Source organism: Streptomyces sp. MS19 (assembly GCF_047200595.1).
Classification (GTDB): domain Bacteria; phylum Actinomycetota; class Actinomycetes; order Streptomycetales; family Streptomycetaceae; genus Streptomyces.
In genome coordinates, this window is record NZ_JBJZOH010000007.1 from 187129 (window position 1) to 207231 (window position 20103).

At 74.2% G+C, this 20103-nt stretch carries 17 protein-coding genes, 1 pseudogene and 1 CRISPR repeat array; of the genes and pseudogenes, 6 read left to right on the forward strand and 12 right to left on the reverse strand.

Going from position 1 to position 20103, the window contains the following annotated elements; all coding sequences use genetic code 11:
* Window positions 1-91: 91 nt before the first annotated feature.
* The 7 genes and pseudogenes from ACL02R_RS10530 to ACL02R_RS10560 all read right to left on the reverse strand — a co-directional run.
* Window positions 92-439 (reverse strand): annotated as a pseudogene (locus ACL02R_RS10530) (TetR/AcrR family transcriptional regulator); the annotation flags it as partial.
* A 28-nt stretch (window positions 440-467) separates the two neighbouring features.
* Window positions 468-984: a CRISPR direct-repeat array (repeat unit 29 nt; unit sequence CGGAACACCCCCGCTCGCGCGGGGAAGAG).
* Between the two features lie 176 nt (window positions 985-1160).
* Window positions 1161-2279, reverse strand: coding sequence for a phosphoserine transaminase (serC, locus tag ACL02R_RS10535; RefSeq protein WP_412796581.1), 1119 nt, complete (start codon window positions 2277-2279; stop codon window positions 1161-1163).
* Window positions 2280-2360: 81 nt separating this feature from the next.
* Window positions 2361-3554: a cytochrome P450 gene (locus ACL02R_RS10540; RefSeq protein WP_412796582.1), complete on the reverse strand. Its 1194-nt coding sequence runs from the start codon at window positions 3552-3554 to the stop codon at window positions 2361-2363.
* A complete protein-coding gene (locus ACL02R_RS10545; RefSeq protein WP_412796583.1) occupies window positions 3551-4159 on the reverse strand; it encodes a GTP-binding protein in 609 nt (202 codons plus the stop codon). The genes ACL02R_RS10540 and ACL02R_RS10545 overlap by 4 nt, the downstream gene beginning before the upstream one ends.
* Complete coding sequence (locus ACL02R_RS10550; RefSeq protein WP_412796584.1) at window positions 4140-4499, reverse strand: DUF742 domain-containing protein; 360 nt, start codon at window positions 4497-4499, stop codon at window positions 4140-4142. The genes ACL02R_RS10545 and ACL02R_RS10550 overlap by 20 nt, the downstream gene beginning before the upstream one ends.
* Window positions 4496-4966 carry a roadblock/LC7 domain-containing protein gene (locus ACL02R_RS10555; RefSeq protein WP_412796585.1) on the reverse strand — a complete coding sequence of 157 codons (471 nt, stop codon included), beginning with the start codon at window positions 4964-4966 and terminating at the stop codon, window positions 4496-4498. Before ACL02R_RS10555 ends, ACL02R_RS10550 begins: the two co-directional genes overlap by 4 nt.
* Complete coding sequence (locus ACL02R_RS10560) at window positions 4963-6480, reverse strand: sensor histidine kinase (RefSeq protein WP_412796586.1); 1518 nt, start codon at window positions 6478-6480, stop codon at window positions 4963-4965. The genes ACL02R_RS10555 and ACL02R_RS10560 overlap by 4 nt, the downstream gene beginning before the upstream one ends.
* A 201-nt stretch (window positions 6481-6681) precedes the next feature.
* Here ACL02R_RS10560 and ACL02R_RS10565 point away from each other — a divergent pair, with 201 nt between their 5' ends.
* From ACL02R_RS10565 to ACL02R_RS10575, 3 genes are all read left to right on the forward strand, one after another.
* Window positions 6682-9522, forward strand: coding sequence for an FAD-binding and (Fe-S)-binding domain-containing protein (locus tag ACL02R_RS10565; protein ID WP_412796587.1), 2841 nt, complete (start codon window positions 6682-6684; stop codon window positions 9520-9522).
* A 197-nt stretch (window positions 9523-9719) separates the two neighbouring features.
* Window positions 9720-10979 (forward strand): glucarate dehydratase family protein, encoded by a 1260-nt coding sequence (locus ACL02R_RS10570; RefSeq protein WP_412796588.1) that lies wholly within the window; start codon window positions 9720-9722, stop codon window positions 10977-10979.
* Window positions 10980-11006: 27 nt separating this feature from the next.
* Window positions 11007-12542 (forward strand): sodium:solute symporter family protein, encoded by a 1536-nt coding sequence (locus ACL02R_RS10575; protein ID WP_412796589.1) that lies wholly within the window; start codon window positions 11007-11009, stop codon window positions 12540-12542.
* Between the two features lie 55 nt (window positions 12543-12597).
* On the opposite strand, the gene ACL02R_RS10580 is transcribed toward ACL02R_RS10575, so the two are convergent.
* Window positions 12598-13326, reverse strand: coding sequence for a class I SAM-dependent methyltransferase (locus ACL02R_RS10580; protein ID WP_412796590.1), 729 nt, complete (start codon window positions 13324-13326; stop codon window positions 12598-12600).
* A gap of 65 nt (window positions 13327-13391) precedes the next feature.
* Window positions 13392-14042 carry a TetR/AcrR family transcriptional regulator gene (locus ACL02R_RS10585; protein WP_412796591.1) on the reverse strand — a complete coding sequence of 217 codons (651 nt, stop codon included), beginning with the start codon at window positions 14040-14042 and terminating at the stop codon, window positions 13392-13394.
* Window positions 14043-14164: 122 nt separating this feature from the next.
* Here ACL02R_RS10585 and ACL02R_RS10590 point away from each other — a divergent pair, with 122 nt between their 5' ends.
* Together ACL02R_RS10590 and ACL02R_RS10595 are read left to right on the forward strand one after the other, a co-directional pair.
* Window positions 14165-15061, forward strand: a complete 897-nt coding sequence (locus tag ACL02R_RS10590; RefSeq protein ID WP_412796592.1) for an SDR family NAD(P)-dependent oxidoreductase — start codon at window positions 14165-14167, stop codon at window positions 15059-15061.
* A gap of 414 nt (window positions 15062-15475) precedes the next feature.
* Window positions 15476-15877, forward strand: a complete 402-nt coding sequence (locus tag ACL02R_RS10595; RefSeq protein WP_412796593.1) for a DUF1992 domain-containing protein — start codon at window positions 15476-15478, stop codon at window positions 15875-15877.
* 32 nt (window positions 15878-15909) lie between these two features.
* Here ACL02R_RS10595 and ACL02R_RS10600 read toward each other — a convergent pair whose 3' ends face one another.
* Together ACL02R_RS10600 and ACL02R_RS10605 are read right to left on the reverse strand one after the other, a co-directional pair.
* Window positions 15910-16785, reverse strand: a complete 876-nt coding sequence (locus ACL02R_RS10600; RefSeq protein WP_412796594.1) for a PhzF family phenazine biosynthesis protein — start codon at window positions 16783-16785, stop codon at window positions 15910-15912.
* Window positions 16785-17867: a citrate synthase 2 gene (locus tag ACL02R_RS10605; RefSeq protein WP_412796595.1), complete on the reverse strand. Its 1083-nt coding sequence runs from the start codon at window positions 17865-17867 to the stop codon at window positions 16785-16787. Before ACL02R_RS10605 ends, ACL02R_RS10600 begins: the two co-directional genes overlap by 1 nt.
* 252 nt (window positions 17868-18119) lie before the next feature.
* On the opposite strand from ACL02R_RS10605, the gene pdxH reads away from it, so the two are divergent.
* The gene (gene pdxH / locus ACL02R_RS10610; RefSeq protein ID WP_412796623.1) at window positions 18120-18749 is read left to right on the forward strand and encodes a pyridoxamine 5'-phosphate oxidase; all 630 of its coding nucleotides are present in this window, start codon (window positions 18120-18122) and stop codon (window positions 18747-18749) included.
* A gap of 584 nt (window positions 18750-19333) precedes the next feature.
* Here the strand turns inward: pdxH and ACL02R_RS10615 are convergent.
* Window positions 19334-19870 carry a hypothetical protein gene (locus ACL02R_RS10615; protein ID WP_412796596.1) on the reverse strand — a complete coding sequence of 179 codons (537 nt, stop codon included), beginning with the start codon at window positions 19868-19870 and terminating at the stop codon, window positions 19334-19336.
* Between the last annotated feature and the right edge of the window lie 233 nt (window positions 19871-20103).

The window sequence follows — 20103 nt, forward strand, 5'->3', positions numbered from 1 at the left end:
ACCGGTCTTGTGAAGGCCGGTGTGCGATATGACCGAAACCGATTCGTGATCTGCGGTGTGATCTGCGTCGCGCCGGACGTCCCGCCGCGGGTCAGCGGCTCCGCGCGGCGACGGCCGACACCGTGGGCTCGCGACCGGGGGCGCCGGCCACGATGCGGGCGACGGCGTCGGCGGTCAGCGCACGGTCGTGCGGCTCGGTGTCCAGGGCGCGGTGGATCGACATGCCCTCGATCAGCGCGTCCAGCTGACGGGCCGTCGCCGGGTCGAAGTGCCGCTCCAGGATGCGGCGGCTGCGGCTCATCCAGGCGTGCGTCAGCTCGCGGTAGGCGGGCTGACGGGCCGCCAGGGTGTACAGCTCGTGGGTGAGGACCAGTTCGCGCTGGTCGCCGCCGGAGAGGTGGTGGATCAGGGCGGTGACGGCCTCGCGCGCCTCGTCGCGGCTGGGCAGCCAGGCCGCCATCTCCTCGCGGAACACCCCCGCTCGCGCGGGGAAGAGCGTCAAGCGTGCGCCGGGCCCTGCCGTCTCCCCGGAACACCCCCGCTCGCGCGGGGAAGAGCCCGGCTGGCGCGAACCGCCGTGCCGCGCCGACGGAACACCCCCGCTCGCGCGGGGAAGAGAACCGCCGCACTGCTCTGGAGCACACCATCACCGGAACACCCCCGCTCGCGCGGGGAAGAGGACGCTCAGCACAGACCATCCCAATCCCGACTCGGAACACCCCCGCTCGCGCGGGGAAGAGTTGTGCGTCCGCCAGTTCTCGTGCTCGATGATCGGAACACCCCCGCTCGCGCGGGGAAGAGGACGTCATCGACTCCGGCCTGGCCGACCGGGACGGAACACCCCCGCTCGCGCGGGGAAGAGAGGCTCCACAGGGCCTCCTGCATGTCCTCAGCCGGAACACCCCCGCTCGCGCGGGGAAGAGCGCTTCAAGGTCCCCCCGCCCGTACGCGACGACGGAACACCCCCGCTCGCGCGGGGAAGAGGCTTTGTGAGCTGGGGCGTTAGAGGGGCTTTGCTGTTTCTTTGCCTTGGATGGTTGTTGTCATCAGTGCCGGTGTTTCGCTGTCGGTGGCTGGGCGTGGGGCTGGGGGCCGCATGTGCCGGTGCCCGGCGTCCCCCACGGGGGACGCCGGGCACCGGTGGGCACGTACCGTGTGGGTCAGAGGCGTTCGATCACGTAGTCCACGCAGCGCGTCAGGGCCTCGACGTCGTCCGGGGAGATCGCCGGGAACATCGCGACCCGCAGCTGGTTGCGGCCCAGCTTGCGGTACGGCTCGGTGTCCACGATGCCGTTGGCCCGCAGCACCTTGGCGACGGCCGCCGCGTCCACGCCGTCCGCGAAGTCGATCGTCCCGATGACCTGCGAACGCTGCGCCGGGTCCGTCACGAACGGCGTCGCGTACTCCGACTTGTCGGCCCACGTGTACAGCCGCCCGGACGAGTCGGCGGTGCGCTCGACCGCCCAGTCCAGGCCGCCCTGCCCGTTGATCCAGTCCAGCTGGTCGGCCATGAGGAACAGGGTGGAGACGGCCGGGGTGTTGTACGTCTGGTTCTTCTTCGAGTTGTCGATCGCGGTCGGCAGCGAGAAGAACTCGGGGATGTGCCGCCCGGACGCGGCGATCCGCTCCGCGCGGGCCAGCGCCGCCGGGGAGAACACGCCGATCCACAGGCCGCCGTCGGCCGCGAAGACCTTCTGCGGCGCGAAGTAGTAGACGTCCGTCTCGGTGATGTCCACCGGCAGGCCGCCCGCGCCCGAGGTGGCGTCCACCAGCACCAGCGAGCCGTCGTCGGCTCCGGGCACGCGCGCGAGGGGCGCGGCGACACCGGTGGACGTCTCGTTGTGCGTGAAGGCGTACGTGTCGGCGCCGCGCTCGGCGCGCGGCTGCGGGTGGGTGCCGGGGTCGGCGGTGATGATCGTCGGGTCGTCCAGCCAGGGCGCCTTGGCGGCGGCCTTGGCGAACTTCGACGAGAACTCGCCGAACGACAGGTGCTGCGACTTGGCCTCGACCAGACCGTGCGTCGCCACGTCCCAGAACGCGGTGGTGCCGCCGTTGCCGAGCACCACCTCGTAGTCCTCGGGCAGCGAGAACAGGGCGCGCACGCCCTCCCGCACCCGGCCGACGAGGTTCTTCACGGGAGCCTGCCGGTGGGAGGTGCCGAGCAGGGAACTGCCGGTGGCGGCCAGGGCGGCGAGCGCCTCGGTGCGCACCTTGGAGGGGCCAGCGCCGAACCGGCCGTCGGCGGGCTTGATGTCAGCGGGGATCTCGATATCGGCCACGAGCCGGAGCGTAGTCCCTCCGGCGCCCCTCCCGCACATCGCGACCAGGGGGTGAACAGGGGCGCGCTCCGGCGCGCCCGTTCAGCGGGCGCCGTCCGCCCGCGGGGCGGTGGGGCGGAAGCGCACGGGCAGTGCCGTGAGGCCGCGCTGCCAGGGGGTGGGGCGGCGGGTGAGGGCGGTTTCGCGGACGGTGGGGGCGATGTCGGGCAGCCGGTCGAGGAGGATGTCGACGGCGGTGCGGGCGGTCGTCTCGGCGATCTCCTGGGCGGGGAACGGGCAGCGGTGCGCGCCGTGTCCGAAGGAGAGGTAGGCGCGGTTCCCTGCGGTGCTGATGCCGGTGAGTCCCGTGACCCAGAAGGCGGCCTCGGCGTCGGGGCCGGTGGGCTGGCGGATGCCGGGGTCGCTGTTGGCGCCCTGGAGGCCCAGGATCAGCAGGTCACCGGCGGCGATGTCGCGTCCGCCGAGGTGGGTGGCGCGGGTGGCGCGGCGGCCCAGGACATTGGGGACAGGGGTGTCGTCCCACAGGACTTCCTGGAGGGCGTCGCCGACGTGGTGCCGGCCGCCGGAGAACGGGGCGGTGAAGCGGTCGTCGGTCAGCATCAGGCGCAGGGTGTTGCCGATCCAGTCGGTGGTGGGGCGGTGGCCCATGGTGCACAGGGTGGTCACGTCGCGCGTCACCTCCTCGTCGGTGAGGGCGCGTGGGTCGGCGAGGAGGCGGGACACGACGTCGGCCCCGGCGCCGTTGCCCGTACCCGGGGGCGGGGCGGTGGTGCGGCGGCGGGCGACGAGGTCGGCGACGGCTGCGGCGAGGCCGGTGCCGTCCCCGGCGAGCGCGGCGGTGGGGACGGCGGCCTCGGCGTCGGGGAAGCCGCAGACCACGGTGAGGACGCGGGCGGTGAGGGGGGCGGCGTACTGCTCCGTCAGCTCGGCCTCCCCGCTGGCGCAGAAACGGTCCACCAGGCCGTCCGCGATCCGTTCGGCCGTGCGCCGCAGCCACAGCGGCCCGACGGCTTCCAGCGCGGCGGCCAGCGCGCCCGCGCGCCGTTCGTGGGCGTCGCCCTCCGGCGCGGCCGGGATGGCGTGCGCGAACACCTCGGGGTGGCTGGTGACGTGGTGGACCTCGCGGTAGCCGATGACCAGCCAGGCGGGCGCGCCGCCGTGCAGCGTCACGGGGACGACCGCGCCGTGGCGGCGCCGCAGGTCGCGGTGGTACGCGGCGGGGTCGCCCGTCTGGCGCGTGCCGTCGAGGGGGACGGCGCCGGGGTGGGTCGTCATACGGCGGCCTCCCGGCCTGCCAGGTGGTGCACGAGGGTGATGAGGACGTTTTTGCACGAGGCGCGGTCGCGCGCGTCGCAGTCCACGAGGGGGACGCCGGCGCGCAGGTCGAGCGCCTCGCGGATCGACGCGTGGCTGTGCCGGGGCCCGCCGAAGTCGTTGTGCGCGACGACGAAGGGCGTGCCCTGCTGTTCGAGGCGGTCGATGGCGTACCAGGACTCGGCGAGCCGGCGCGTGTCCACGAGGACGACCGCGCCGAGCGCGCCGGTGAAGAGCCGGTCCCACAGGAACCGGAAACGTTCCTGCCCCGGCGCGCCGAAGAGGTAGAGGACGGTCCGCTCGTCCAGCGCGATGCGGCCGAAGTCGAACGCGACGGTGGTCCCCGCCTTGGCGGCCACGCCCGTCAGGTCGTCCAGGTCCTGCCCGGCGCGGGTCATGATCTCCTCCGTGTCCAGCGGCCTGATGTCGCTGACGGAGCGGACGAGCGTGGTCTTGCCCGCGCCGAGGCCCCCGGCTATGAGGATCTTCAGACCGGTGTCCACCGCGGGGCCCAGGGGCGGGGGGCCGGGGAGCGGGGCGGGGGAGTCAGAGGTTGCGGAGTCCAACGAGCACCTGTTCGAGGGTCTGGGCGTCGGGCCGTGCGGCGGCGGCGCGGGGACGGCGTACGGAGATGCCGCCCGAGACGAGCAGTTCGCCGAGCATCATCCGGACGAGGGTGACGGGCAGGCCGAGCTCGGCGGCGATCTCGACGACGGCGGCCGGGCGGCGGCAGCGGCGCAGGATGCGGACGTGCTCGGACTGCATGCCGGGCGCCGGCTCGGTCTCGCTCACGACGAGCGTGACGAGGTCGAACGACGCGGCGGCGGTGCGGGCGGCCCGGCCGCGCGCGCCGATCAGGGTGTAGAGCCGCGCGGGGTCGTCGTCGTCCCGCCCCGCCGGGGTCATGCTCCGTCGCCGCCCGCTGCCGTGCCGCGCCGGGGCGCCGCGCTGAGGTACTCGCCGAGCTGTTCGACCAGTTCGGTCATGTTGTGGCCGATCAGCCCGGCGTCGGCGTCGTCGTCTGCGATGAGCGCGAGGTGCGCCCCCGAGCCGGCCTCGACGATGAACAGCAGGCCGCCGTAGAACTCGGTCATCGACTGCCGTACGCCGCCGGTGCCGTCGCCGAACTCGATGGACGCGCCGTGCGCCAGCGACTGGATGCCGGCGGCGATGGCGGCGAGCTGGTCGGCGGAGTCCTCGGACAGGTCGGGGGTGCGGCTGAGCTTGAGGCCGTCGCGGGAGAGGACCAGGGCGTGGCGGGCGCCGGGGGTGCGGCCGACCAGGTTGGTCAGCAGCCAGGCGAGGCGGTCGTCGGCGGTGCCGGTGGCGCCGCCTGTCCGCGGCTGGGGGGCACCCGGGTAGGGGGCTGTCATGGGGTGTCGTCCTCCGGGTGCGCGATGGGCTTGTCGGTGTCGGGGCTCGCTGTGCCGGTGTCGTGTGTGCTGGTGTCCTGGGTGCCGCTGCGGACGGCGCGGCGGAACGCGCCGAAGCGGGCGGCCGATTCGGCGGGGGAGTGCTGCCGGGCGGGCGTGGCGCGGTTCGCGGCGGGGGTGGCGCCGGGGGCGCGGTCGCCGGTGAGGGTCTGGCCGCGGCGGCGCTGCGGCAGGCCGGTGGGTCCCGCGGGTCCGGTGGGTCCGGTGGGTGCCGGGGCGGTCGGTTCGATGACGACGGGCGCGGGCCGGGGCGCGGCGGGGGCCGGGGGGAGTTCGGCGGGTTTGGGGGCGGCGGCGAGGCGGCGGGTGCGTACCGTGCGGCCGGTCTCCAGCGCGGCGGCGCCCTGCGGTTCGTCGGCCCGGTGGGCGCTGATCAGTTCCTGGGGGACGAGGAGCAGCGCGCCGGTGCCGCCGCGCGCGGAGGGGCGGAACGACACGGACAGGCCGTGCTTGCGCGCCAGCGCGCCGACGACGGCGAGGCCGAGGCGCGTTCCGGAGAGGGTGGTGAGGTCGATGGCGTCGCTGGTGACGGCGCGTTCGGCGCGGCGCAGGGCGGTCTCGCTCATCACGAGGCCGCTGTCCTCGACGGTGATGACGACCCCGGCCTGGACCTGTTCGGTGTAGACGTGGACCTCGGCGGTGGGCGGGGAGAAGTTGGCGGCGTTGTCGAGCAGTTCGGCGAGGGCGTGCATGACGGACTCGGCGGCGTGCCCGGCGACGGCGACGTCGAGCGCGGAGTGGAGGCGGACGCGCTGGTAGCTGCCGATGCGGCCCATGGCGCCGCGCAGGACGCTCTCCATGCCGATCGGCCTGGGCCAGCGGCGGCCGGAGCGTGCGCCGGTGAGGACGGCGATGCTGTCGGCGAGCCGTCCGGCCTGGGCGGTGCGGTGGTCGAGGAGGAGCAGGTCCTCCAGGACGGCGTCGTCGGTGTGGCGGTGCTCCATCTCGCGGAGGCTGGCGAGGGTGCTGGTGGCGAGGGCCTGCATGCGTCCGGCGGCGTTGGCGCAGGCGGCCATGGCGGCGGCGCGGCTCGCCTCGCTGCGGCCGATCTCGGTGGCGAGGACGCGCATGACCTGCCGGGACCCCTCGTCGGCGGGTTCGCGGCAGGCGGCGAGGACGGTCTCGGGCGAGGCGCCGCCGCGCAGTCTGGCGACCATGTCGGGGACCGTCTCGCCGACGAACGTCGCCACGTCCCTGTCGGTCTCGGTGACGGCGCGGCGCAGGGCGCGGTGGGCGCCGGTCGCGCGGACGGCGACCGTGACGGCGGTGATGAGCGCGGCCCCGGCGACGCCCGCTCCGGCGGCGAGGGGCCGTACGTGGGAGGCGGGCGCGGTGAGCACGGCGGCCAGCCAGGCGGCCGTGACGACAGCGGTGGTGAGCGCGGAGGCGAGGAGTACGGGCCGTAGCGGGGGACGCGCCGTCCAGCGGCGCGCCGGGGGGATGTGCGCTGTCATGAACGAATCCCTGGGGCCGGGAGACGGGTGGTGCTGGTGCAATTGGCCCACACTATAGGCGGCTTGGGGTCACAACAGGGCAACTCTTCTTTCGCGGATCTTTCGCGGACTGAGCGTTTCTTTCCGGCGGGGGTCGTTCGCGATCGGATACAGCGGCGAGAGGGCACGGGGGCGGGCGGGCGCAGGGTGCACGCTGGTGTCATGGAGCCGAGCAACGACACCACGGATCTGGCGGCGGCGCTGCGTACCGCCGTGCGCGGCACGGTCGATTTCGGTACGGCGGCGCGTGCCCTGACGACGATGGACGCCTCGAACTACCGGCGGGTGCCGGTGGGGGTGGTGGCGCCGCGTGACGCGGAGGATGTCGCGGCGGCGCTGGCGGTGTGCGCGGAGCACGGCGCGCCGGTCGTGGCGCGGGGCGGCGGGACGAGCATCGCGGGGCAGGCGACGGGCACCGGGGTGGTCCTGGACTTCACGCGGTACATGAACGGTGTGCTGCGGGTCGATCCCGAGGCGCGGACGGCGGTGGTGCAGCCGGGGGTGGTGTGCGACGCGTTGCGGGCGGCGGCGGCGCCGTACGGGCTGACGTTCGGCCCCGACCCGTCGACGCACAGCCGCTGCACGGTAGGCGGCATGATCGGGAATAACGCGTGCGGCTCGCACTCGGTGGCGTGGGGGACGACGGCGGACAACGTGCGGGCTCTGGAGGTCCTCACGTACCGCGGCGAGTCGGCGCGTCTGGAGCGGGGTGGCGCGAGGGTGCCGGAGGGATTGCGCCGGGGCGTGGACGCGCTGGTGTCGGGGCGGCTCGCGCTGCTGCGTACGGGCTATCCCGAACTGCCGCGCCGGATCTCGGGTTACGCGCTGGACGAGCTGCTGCCGGAGAAGGGCCGTGACTGGGCGCGGGCGTTCACGGGCAGCGAGGGGACGCTGGGCGTGCTGACGGCGGCGACGGTGCGGCTGGTGGAGGCGCCCGGGTCTCGGGCCCTCGCCGTGCTGGGGTACGCGGACGAGTCGGCGGCGGCGGAGGCCGCGCCGGGGCTGCTGGGGCACGGGCCGCTGACGGTGGAGGGGATGGCGGCGGATCTGGTGCCGTCCGCCGTGGCGCGGGCGGCGCTGCCGCCGGGTGGGGCCTGGCTGTTCGTGGAGGCGGGCGGCGCGGACGCGGGGGAGGCGGAGGCGGCGGCGCGTGCGCTGGTGCGGGCGGCGGGTGATGCGTCGACGGGGGCGCGTGTCGTGACGGACGCGCGGGAGCAGCGGGTGCTGTGGCGGGTGCGGGAGGACGCGTCGGGGACGGCGACGCGGATGCCGGATGGTGGGGAGGCGTGGCCGGGGTGGGAGGACTGCGCGGTGCCGCCTGAGCGGCTGGGCGGGTATCTGCGGGAGTTCCGCGGGCTGCTGCGGGACCACGGTCTGCGGGGGGCGCCGTACGGGCACTTCGGGGACGGCTGTATTCACATCCGCATCGATTTCGATCTGCTGACGCGGGCGGGGGTGGCGCGGTTCAGGGAGTTCAGCGGGGAGCTGGCGGACCTGGTGGTGGCGCACGGGGGATCGCTGTCGGGGGAGCACGGGGACGGTTTGGCGCGTGCGGAGCTGCTGCCGCGGATGTACGGGTCCGAGCTGGTGGGTGCGTTCGGGGAGTTCAAGGACCTGTGGGATCCGGACGGGGGGCTGAACCCGGGGGTGCTGGTGCGGCCCGCGCGCCTGGACGAGCAGTTGCGGTTCGCGGGGATGCCGGAGAAGGGGGCGGTGCCCGTCGCGTTCGCCTATCCGCGGGACGGCGGGGACTTCTCGGCGGCGGTGCGGCGGTGCGTGGGCGTCGCGAAGTGCCGGGAGACGGCGGCCGGGGCTGAGGTCATGTGTCCCTCGTACCGGGCCACGGGGGAGGAGACGCACTCGACGCGCGGGAGGGCGCGGCTGCTGCACGAGATGCTGGTGGGGGAGGTCGTGACGGACGGGTGGCGTTCGGCGGAGGTGCGGGACGCGCTGGACCTGTGCCTGTCGTGCAAAGGCTGCCGCAGTGACTGCCCGGTGGGGGTGGACATGGCGACGTACAAGGCGGAGTTCCTGCACCAGCACTACGCGGGGCGGCTGCGGCCCGCCGCGCACTACGCGCTGGGCAGGCTGCCGGAGTGGCTGCGGGCCGCAGCGGCGCTGCGGGCGGCGCCGGTGCTGAACGCGGGGGCGCGCGTCGGCCCGTTCGCGGCGCTGGCGAAGCGGCTGGCGGGGGTGGCGCCGGAGCGGCCGGTCCCGCCGCTGGCGGCGCGGCCGTTCACCCGCGGGTGGCGCGGCGCGCCGGGGCGTGCGGCGGGCGGGCGGCCGGTCGTGCTCTTCCCCGACACGTTCACCAACTACCTGTCGCCGGAGGCGGGCGAGGCGGCGGCGGTGGTGCTGGCGGACGCGGGGCTGCGGCCCGTCGTCCCGCCGCGCGCGGTGTGCTGCGGCCTCACCTATGTCACGACGGGGCAGCTCGGCCGGGCCCGCGCGGTGATGCGCCGCACGCTGGACCGCCTCGCGCCCGCCGTGGACGCGGGGCTGCCCGTCACGGTGCTGGAGCCGCCGTGCGCGGCGGCGCTGCGCACGGACCTGCCGGAGCTGCTGCCGGACGATCCGCGCGCCGGGCGGCTGGCGGACGGGGTGCGGACGTTCGCGGAGACGCTGGAGGAGTACGCGCCGGGCTGGGAGCCGCCGCGCGTGGACCGGCCGGTCGCGGGGCAGACCCACTGCCACCAGCACGCGGTGCTCGGCGACGCGGCGGACAGGCGGCTGCGGGAGCGCGCGGGCCTCACCGGGGACCTGGCGGCGGGGTGCTGCGGCCTGGCGGGGAACTTCGGCTTCGAGCGCGGGCACTACGAGGTGTCGGTCGCGTGCGCGGAGGAGGTGCTGCTGCCGGCGGTGCGGTCGGCGGCGCCGGGGGCGGTGCTGCTGGCGGACGGCTACTCGTGCCGGACGCAGATCGGGCAGCTGGGCGGCGGGCGGGCGCGGCACCTGGCGGAGGTGCTCGCCGAAGGGCTGGCGGAAGCGGGGCGCGTTCGCTGAGACGCCCGGCTTCGGAGCCGCACAGCGTTCACGTGCCTGAACGGGCGTCGGCGCGGGGGTCGTGCCACGATCCCCGCGTCTGCGTGTCGGGACCCTTGACGCTCCTGGGGCGCACTCCTACAGTTGCGTTCCGTCCGTTCAAGATAATGTCCCTCGTTCAGATCCATGAACATTTAGGCGAGGTGGATGTCCCGCCCATGCGCATACGTGAGATCACCGTCACCCCCGTCGCCTTCCGCGATCCACCCCTGCTGAACGCCTCGGGCGTGCACGAGCCGTGGGCCCTGCGGTCGGTCGTCGAGGTGGTCACGGACGAGGGCGTCACCGGCCTCGGCGAGACGTACGGCGACCTCGCCCACCTCGAACGCCTGCACTCCGCCGCCCAGTTGCTCATCGGCATCGAGGTCCACGCGCACCACGCCCTGTACGCCGCCGTCGCCACCAGCGTCGGCGGCAACGTCGTCACCGACCAGCACGGCCTCACCGGCGCCGGGTCCCAGCAGAAGACGGTGGACGCCGTCTTCTCCCCCTTCGAGGTCGCCTGCCTTGATATCCGCGGCAAGGCGGCCGGGCTGCGCGTCGCCGACCTCCTCGGCGGCCCGGTGATCGACGCCGTCCCGTACAGCGCGTACCTCTTCTACAAGTGGGCCGCCCACCCCGGCGCCGCGCCCGACCGCTTCGGCGAGGCGCTCGACCCGGACGGCATCGTCGCCCAGGCCCGCCTGTTCATCGAGGAGCACGGCTTCGGCTCGATCAAGCTGAAGGGCGGCGTCCTGCCCCCGGACCGGGAGATCGAGGCGGTCCTCGCGCTGCGCGACGCGTTCCCCGGCCTGCCCCTGCGCCTCGACCCGAACGCCGCCTGGACGCCGGAGACCTCCGTGCGCGTCGGCAAGGCCCTCGCCGGAGTCCTCGAATACCTGGAGGACCCGACGCCCGGCATCGACGGCATGGCCGAGGTCGCCCGCCAGGTCCCCATGCCGCTGGCCACCAACATGTGCGTCGTCACCCACGACCACCTGCCGCCCGCCGTCGCCGCCGGCGCCATCGGCGTGCTGCTGACCGACCACCACTACTGGGGCGGCCTGCTGCGCTCCTCCCATGTCGCGTCGCTGTGCGGCACGTTCGGCATCGAGCTGTCCATGCACTCCAACTCGCACCTCGGCATCAGCCTCGCCGCCATGACCCACCTCGCCGCCGCCACACCCGACCTGACCCACGCCTGCGACACGCACACCCCCTGGCAGGACGGACAGGACGTGGTCGTCCCCGGCGCGCTGCGCTTCACCGGCGGCGCGGTGCCCGTACCCGAAGGACCCGGGCTCGGCGTCGAACTCGACCGCGACGCCCTCGCACGCATGCACCAGCAGTACCTCGACTGCGGCATCAGGCGCCGCGACGACACCGCGTACATGCGGACCTTCACCTCCGACTTCGTTCCCAAGCGCGCCCACTGGTAAGTCCCTTCGACTCTCAAGGAGCCGCGGATGTCCGCGTTGGACTGGATCGTGGTCGCTGGCTACTTCCTCGTGGTGGTGGCCATCGGCTGGTGGTCGAAGAACCGCATCCACAGCGTCGCCGACTTCTTCACGGCACGCGGGCAGATCCCCTGGTGGCTGTCCGGCATCTCGCACCACATGTCCGGGTACAGCGCGGTGATGTTCGTGGCGTTCGCCGCCGTCGCCTACAACGACGGCGTCACCGTCTACTTCTGGTGGCCGCTGACGATCGGGCTCGGCGTCGGCGTCGGCGCGTTCCTCTTCGCCGCCCGCTGGAACCGGCTGCGCGCCAAGCACGGCGTCGCGTCCCCCCTCGAATACCTGACGCGCCGCTACAACCTGCCGACGCAGCAGGTCCTCGCCTACAGCGGCGCGGCCCTCAAGGTCGTGGACATCGCCGCCAAATGGGTCGCCATCTCGGTGCTGCTCCAGGGCTTCGCGGACATCCCGCTGGAGACCGGCATCATCTTCACCGGCATCGCCACCATGGCGTACATGACGGTCGGCGGGCTGTGGGCCGACGTCCTCACCGACATGGGGCAGTTCGTCATCCAGGCGGTCGCGGGCGTCGCCATGCTCGTCGCGGTGATGACCGAGCTGGGCGTCGGCTTCCCGTTCACCATGTGGGGCGACCTGCCTGACGGACACGGCGATCCGGTCAGCGGATCGGTGACGACCTGGCTGATCCTCGCGTTCCTGCTGGTCAAGACGTTCGAGTACAACGGCGGCATGTGGAACCTCGCGCAGCGCTACATGTCCGCGCCGTCCGGCTCGGAGGCCAGGCGCGCGGCGGCGCTGTCCAGCGTGCTGTGGCTCGTGTGGCCGCTGATCCTCTTCCTGCCGATGATCGCGGCGCCGCTGATCGTGCCCGGCCTCGGCAACGGCGAGGAGTCGTACATCGCGCTCTCCAAGGAACTGCTCCCGGCCGGGCTGATCGGACTGATGCTCGCAGGCTTCTTCTCGCACACCATGGCCATGGTCGCGTCGGACTCGAACGTGATCACCGCCGTCATCACGCGGGACATCGCGCCCGTGCTGGTGCCCCGGGTCCGCCGGATGACGGACGCGGCGCAGCTGCTCTTCGCGCGGATCACGACCGTGCTGTTCGTGACGGTCAGCATGACCCTGGCCATCGCGACGGGCGGCGAGGGCTTCGTCCTCAAGACGGTCGTCGAACTCGTCGCGGCCACGATGGGGCCGATCTCCATCCCGCTGATGCTGGGGCTGCTGCCCTGGTTCCGGCGGGTGGGGCCGACGGCGGCCATCACGTCGTGGGCGGGCGGGCTGCTGGTCTGGTACGTGGTGCGCTATGTCGCGGAGGACTCCACGCAGGCCGCGATCGTCGGCCTGCCGCTGCTCACGTCGCTGGCGCTGTACATCGGCGTCGGGCTGCTCCGGCCGGAGCGCACCCCCGAGCGTGACGCGCTGATCGACTCCCTGAGCACCGACCCGGTCGAGGACGCGCACGGCGCGGCGGCCGTCCCGCCGCAGGGCAAGGCGCCCGGCGGCGTACCGGCGAACTGAACCGCCCCTCCGTCCGGTGGGCCCGCGCGCGCCCACCGGACGGAGGCACGCCCGGTCAGTCCCCGGGGCGCCGCGCCACGAACACGAACTCCTTGCCCGGCCGGTCCGGCGCGCCCCGCACCTCCCGCACCGTGAAGCCGTGGGCGGCCAGGTCGTCCGCCACCTCGTCCCGCCCGCGGAAGCGCAGCGTCGAGTCGGAGATCAGGGCCCGCCCGTCGGCGAAGACGTAGTGGCCGCGGAAGCTCACCACCGGCCCCGCCGCCTCCGTCAGCTCGCACCACGTCTCCAGCCTGCCGACGCCCGGCAGCTCGACGACCCGGTGGGTGTCCGCCCTGTTCCACCCCTCCCAGGCGCGGCGCGCCGGGTCCCGCGTCTCGAACACCAGATGGCCGCCGGGGCGCAGCGCCCCGTACGCGCCCGCCAGCGTGGCACGCCAGACGGCGTGGTCGGTGATCGCCTGCGCGACGTTGCCCGTCATGGTGGCCAGGTCGCAGGCCAGCGGCGGCAGGCCCGTCGCGTCGCCGTGCAGCCAGGTCACGCGCTCCGCACCGGGCTTCGCGCGCGCCACGTCCAGCGATGCCCCGGCGGGATCGACGCCGACGACCGCCATGCCCCGCCCCGCCAGCAGCAGCGCGAACGCGCCGGTGCCGCAGCCGATGTCCAGCACGCTGCGCGCGCCGAGTTCACCGGCGATGCCCAGGTACGCGTCCAGATCGGGGCGCTCGTCCTCAAGGGGGTCGTAGAGCGGGGCGAGCCGGGGATCGTTGAACAGTTCTTCGGCCATGCGGGTGACCGTACGGGGAGGGGACGACCGCGCCCACCGGTTTTCGGCGGCCCCCGCGCGGCTGCTCAGCCGCGCGGGCGCAGCCCGGCGAGCGCGGTCTCCACTATGGCGTCGGCGTACTCGACGGTGAGCGGCCCGCCGCGCTGGAGCCAGCGGTTGGTGAGCGGACCCCAGATGATGTCCACGACCAGGTCGAGGTCCGCGTCCCCGGACAGCTGCCCGGCCTGCTGGGCGCTGCGCAGCCGCCGCTTCTTGATCTCCTTCTGCGGCTCGCCGAGGCGCTCGGTGAACGTCGCGGACAGCTCCGGGTCGTTCACCATCACGGTGGTGAGCGCCCGCATCGGCTCGTCGTACGCCGGGTCGTTCAGCTCGGTGACGGTCGCGCGCAGCACCCGCTTGAGGTCCGCCTCCAGGTCGCCGGTGTCCGGCAGCTCGGCCGCCCCCGTCTCGGCGTCCTCCGACAGCATCAGGAACGCGTCGAACAGCACCGCGCCCTTCGACGGCCACCACCGGTAGATCGTCTGCTTGCCCACGCCGGCGCGCGCGGCGATGCCCTCGATGCTGAGCTTCTCGTAGCCGACCTCGCCGACCAGCTCGAAGGCGGCGGCCAGAATCGCGCGGCGCGACGCCTCGCTGCGGCGCGCGGCGTTGGGCCCGGCCGCCCGGGAGCGCGGCCCGGCCCCCTCTGCACGGGTGTCACGGCTGTCCTGTGTCATGCGTGAAGCGTACCCCCCACGAGACGAGACGAACCGTCTTGACAGACTCCCCGCGCCATGCAAAGCTTCCGCACATCGAGCAAGACGATCCGTCTCGTCTCACCCGAACGGAAGGCCACACCGTGACCACCACCCCCGCGACCGCCACCAGCTCCTCTTCCTCCGCCCCCCGCGTCTGGTTCGTCACCGGCGCCGGCCGTGGCCTCGGCCGCGCCTTCACCACGGCCGCCCTCGACCGGGGCGACCGCGTCGCCGCCGCCGTCCGCACCACCGGGACCCTGGACGACCTGGCCGCCGAGCACGGCGACCGGCTCCTCGTCCTCCCCCTCGACGTGACGGACCGCGAGGCCGTCACCGCCACCGTCCAGCGCGCGGCCCAGCACTTCGGACGCCTCGACATCGTCGTCAACAACGCGGGCACCATGGCCCTCGGCATGATCGAGGAGTTCGACGAGGCCGCGGCCCGCGCCCAGTTCGACGTCAACTTCTTCGGCGCCCTCTGGGTCTCGCAGGCCGTCCTGCCGGTGCTGCGGGCACAGGGCTCGGGCCACATCCTCCAGATATCGAGCATCGGCGCCCTCGGCGGCCACCCGAGTACCGGCCTGTACAGCGCGAGCAAGTTCGCCCTCGAAGGCATGAGCGAGGCACTGGCCCAGGAAGCCGCCGCGTTCGGCATACGCCTGACCATCGTCGAGCCCGGCGGCTACTGGACGAACATCTACAAGAGCATGACCATGGCCGAGCAACTCCCCGCCTACGACGCCTTGCGCGCCCAGCTCGCCGAACACGCGGGGGAGAGCAACGACAGCCTCCCGCACCTGGCGGCCGAAGCGGTCCTGAAGCTCGTGGACAGCGACGACCCGCCGCTGCGCCTGCTGCTCGGCAGCGCGGTGTTCGACTACGCGCTCGACTCGACCCGCCGCCGGGCGGAGGCCTGGGAGGCGTGGGAGGAGGTGTCCCGCGCCGCCGAGAAGGCCGTCCCGATGCCGGAGGACTACCTGGAGACCACCGATGCCTGACCGCTCCCCGGGGGCGGCCGGTCGGTGGGATGACAGGGAAGCGGTCGCGGGGACCCCTGCGACCGCGGGAAGGGCGGCCACCCCCGCCCCGGGCGGGTCTGCCGCCCCGGCGCGGGGGGCGGCGCGGACGGTGATCGGCGTGGGCCGTGACCCGGGGCGGATACGGCCGGTACGGCGGGGCCCCGCCGTACCGGCCGGGCGGGAGGGCCCGAGCGGCCGATCGGGACCGAGACCGGTGCGGGGACGGCCTTCGGCGACAGGCGCACACGGCAAGGGCAGGCGCGGAGCGCGGACCTGACTACGCTAGCGCCCGCGCGCAGGGGCGCCGGCACGGGCGACGGGATGGGTGGGGTGGGTGGGGGAGGGAGGGGAGGGCGAAGTGTCCGTTCGGCCGGCGGCTGTACCGTCGGGGGTATGACCGAACGCAAGCCGCCCGGTGTCCCCTTCGAGTCATGGATCGACAAGCAGATCCGCGAGGCCGAGCAGCGCGGTGACTTCGCGGACCTCCCCGGCCGGGGCAAGCCGCTGCCGGACGCGCGGGAGCCGTACGACGAGCTGTGGTGGGTCCGCCGGAAGGCCGCCGCCGAGGGCCTTTCCCACCTGCCGCCCAGTCTCGCGCTGCGCAAGGAGGCGGAGGACGCGCACGCGGCGGCGCTCGCCGCGCCCACCGAGGCGGCCGCCCGCCGTGTCCTCGACGCCATCAACGAGAAGTTGCGCGCGGCGGCCCGGCGCCCGCCGGAGGGGCCGCCGCTGCGGCGGCCGCCGTTCGACGTGGCGGAGGTGCTGGCCGAGCGGCGCGCCGCCCGCGCCGGGTGATCCGCCGCGCACGGTGACGCGGTGAGGGGGCGTCAGTCCGGCAGGCGCAGCGTGCCCTCGCCCACGATCACCGTGTGCCCGCCGACCGAGACCGACGTCAGCGCGCCGTCCCGCGCGCGGGCCGAGGCGTGGATGTCGCTGGGCCGTCCCATGGCCACGCCCTGGTCGATCCGCAGCGTGTACTCCTCCGCCCGGCAGCCGTGCCGCTGCGCCATGGCGGCGACGAGGCCGACGGCCGCCGAGCCGGTCGCCGGGTCCTCGGCGCCGTTCAGCAGGTCGGCGTAGGACCGGGAGTACAGCCGGCCGCCGTCCTTGAAGTGCCCGGCGAAGACGTAGAGGTTCCTGGACCATTCGCCGCTCGTCGGTTCCGCGAGCCACGCCGCCCGGTCGAGGACGGTACGGTCCACCGCCGCCCGGTCCGCGAGCCGCACGAAGCAGAAGCGCAGCCCCACGCCGCCGTACCAGGTCTCCACGATGTCCTCGGGCGACACGGACAGCGCCTTCGCGACGGCCGTCACGGACGGGTAGTGGTCCGGCGTCTCGTACGGCGACGTCAGCGTCAGCCGGCTGAACGTGCCGTCCACCTCGACCGAGACGAGACCCACGCCCTCCTCCAGGAGCAGCCGGTCGCGCACCGCGCCGCGTGCCGCAAGCACGGCGGCCGTCCCGACCGTCGGGTGCCCGGCGAACGGCAGCTCCTCGTCCGGCGTGAAGATCCGCAGGCGCCTGGTGTGCGCCGCGTCGTCGGGCGGCAGGACGAACGCGCTCTCGGAGAAGTTGAACTCCCGCGCCAGCGCCTGCATCTCCTCGTCCGTCAGCCCCCGCGCGTCCGGGAGGACCGCCAGCTGATTGCCGCCGAACACCCGCTCCGTGAACACGTCGGCCAGTACGAATCCGTACTCCCGCATCAGTCCATGACCTCCTCTGCCCGGCGCGGCCCCGGCCCCACATAGCGGGCCGAGGGCCTGATCAGCCTGCCGGTACGTTTCTGTTCCAGGATGTGCGCCGACCAGCCCGCCGTCCTGGCGCAGGTGAACATCGCCGTGAACATGCTGGCCGGTACCTCCGCGAAGTCCAGCACGATCGCCGCCCAGAACTCCACGTTCGTCGCGAGCACCCGGTCGGGCCTGCGGGCGGCCAGCTCGTCGAGCGCCGCGCGCTCCAGCGCCTCCGCCACCTCGTAGCGCGGCGCGTCCAGCTCGCGCGCCGTGCGCCGCAGGACGCGCGCCCGCGGGTCCTCGGCGCGGTAGACGCGGTGGCCGAAGCCCATCAGGCGTTCACCGCCGTCCAGGGCCCGCCGGACGTACGCCGCCGCGTCACCGGTGCGTTCGACCTCCTCGATCATCCCGAGGACGCGCGCGGGCGCCCCGCCGTGCAGCGGTCCCGACATGGCGCCCACGGCCCCGGACAGGGCCGCGGCGACGTCGGCCCCGGTCGAGGCGATCACGCGGGCGGCGAACGTCGAGGCGTTCATGCCGTGCTCGGCGGCGGAGGTCCAGTAGGCGTCGAGCGCGGCCACGTGCCGGGGGTCGGGCTCGCCGCGCCAGCGGCGCAGGAACCGTTCGGTGATGCCGTCGGCCGCGTCGATCTCCCGTTCGGGCACGATCGGCAGGTCGGCGCCGCGCGCGGACTGGGCGACGAAGCTCAGTGCCATCACGGCGGCGCGCGCCAGGTCGTCGCGTGCCTGCGCGGCGTCGATGTCCAGCAGCGGGCGCAGTCCCCACACCGGTGACAGCATCGCCAGCGCGGCCTGCACGTCCACCCGTACGTCGCCCGAGCGGACGGGGATGGGGAACGGTTCCGCGGGCGGCAGTCCCGGTGAGAACGCGCCGTCCACCAGCAGCCCCCACACCCTGCCGAAGGGGACGCGGCCTGCCAGGTCCTCGATGTCCACGCCCCGGTAGCGCAGCGCGCCGCCCTCGCGGTCGGGCTCGGCGATCTCCGTCTCGAAGGCGACGACTCCTTCGAGTCCGGGAACGAAGTCCGGCATGAGGCTTGCTCCTCGTGACGGGACACGTGCGGAACGCGCCCTTGGTGCGGGAAAGTCAGGCGGTCACCTTAACTCCGGGTGTCCGGCGGTCGCGGGGCCAGGGAGGGTGGCGCGCGGTGGCGCGGCCCGGCGGTCCTGCGGGGCCGCGCGCTGTTGCAAGATGGGCGCGTGTCCCATGACGCCAGCGTTCCCGTACCCGACCGGTCGGCTCCCGACGACTCCCCGGAACGGCCGGTGCCCGACCCGTCCGCCATGCGGGCGCGGTACCGGGCGGCCGGTCTGCTGGAGCCGGATCTCTCGGACGATCCCTACGAGCAGTTCGGCCGGTGGTTCGCGCAGGCCACGGGCAGCGGCCTCGCCGAGCCGAACGCGATGGTCGTCTCGACCGCGGACGCGGCGGGCCGCCCCAGCTCCCGCACCGTCCTGCTGAAGCACTTCGACGCGCGGGGCTTCGTGTTCTTCACGCACTACGACTCGCGGAAGGGCCGGGAGATCGAGGCGAACGCGGCGGTGTCCCTGCTGTTCCCGTGGCACCCGGTCGCGCGGCAGGTCATCGTCGCGGGGCGCGCGGAGCGCACGGGCAGGGACGAGACGGTCGCGTACTTCAGGACGCGGCCGCACGGTTCGCAGCTCGGTGCGTGGGCGAGCGAGCAGTCGGCCCGCGTCGGCTCGCGCGCGGATCTCGACCGGCTGTACGCGGAGCTGGCGCGCCGTTATCCGGAGGGCGAGGACGTCCCGGCGCCGCCGCGCTGGGGCGGTTTCCGGGTGGTGGCGGACGCGGTGGAGTTCTGGCAGGGCCGGGACAACCGGCTGCACGACCGGCTGCGGTACGTACGGCGGCCCGGCGGTGGGGGCTGGTCGGTGGAGCGCCTGAGCCCGTGACCGCGGGACACACGGCGGCAGGCGCGGCCCGCGCCCTGTACGGGGAGCGGTGACTGCTGGACCGGGACCCGGTGCCGGCCGGCGGCTGTGGGGGCGGATGCCGGTCGCGATCGGAACGGTCACCCGCATCAGGGCCTTGAACCGCGTGCGGGTGACCGGCGCGGCGGTCGGCCCGGGAACTGTCGAGCCGGTTCCGCACGGACCTGTCCCCGAGTGCGGCGTGTCCTGGTCATGGTCCTGCCGGACGCCTGTGGTCTGTGTGGCAGTCATCATGGAAACCCCCTGTCGCTCCCGACCGGCGATACCGCCGGTCCACCCCTTCGTCACAGTGTGTAACCGTGTCCGGGTGTTCCGCAAGGGGTTTCAGGGGTGATTCTTGAGTGCTGTCCGCCGCGTCCCGTCCGCCGAAGGCGGGGAGCCTGTCTGCAAACGCAGACGATCCGCGGGCCTTTGGTCCCCGGGGGCGCTGGGCGCCGCCAGGGAGCCGGCCGGACTTACCGGCGGCCCGCGGATCGGGTGACTGCTGGGAATTGGCCGGCTGAGCCGGCGCCACGTGTCGTGGTGCGTCGGCCGTCAGGCCGCAGTCACCTCACGCGTCCGGTTGTCATACATCTGCCGAACCACCTCCCTTCTCGTGTACCCACACCGTAAAACCATCCCCCGGGCATCGACAAGCGATTTAGACGACGCCCGTCCCGGCCCTGCTCACGCGGCGGATGCCGCCGGACGCAGGCGAAGGTGAGCGCGGCGACCAGCGGCCCCCGGGCCGGCAGGGGCACGTAGCAGGCGCCCATGACCAGGCCGGCGGTGCCCTGCGCGACGTCCGGGTTGTCCAGCGGTCCGCCGGGCGCCAGGGTCGGCACCGCGCACAGCCCCGCCACCGCGAGCGTCGGGACGCGGCGTCCGCCCAGGCGCGGGACCCAGCCCGGGACCCGTTCGCCCCACGGGCTCACCAGGGCGGAGGTCAGACAGGCCACCGCCGGGGAGAGTACCGAGAGGACGAGGACGAGGACCATGACCGGGGTCCCTGTGTACAGGGAGCCGAGCCGGCCGGTGAAGCCGATGTCCAGCCCGGCGCCGAGAGCGAGCCGCCACGCGCACGAGGGCACCGTGCAGAGCACCGTCGCCCCTGCCGTGCGGACCGTCCGGCGAGGAGCATCTGACGAGCGGGACGGATCAGGCATCGTGGGCTCATCGACCGGGCGGGACGGACCTGCCGCTCCACGGTGTCAGCGCGCTCCGCGCGACCGCGTCGCCCGCGCGTACGGCGCCTCTCCTCCCGAGCAGGGGAGCCGCACCTCCGCTACCCGGCGCACGCCGGGCCGCCCGGCCGCACCCGGACCGATACCGCCGA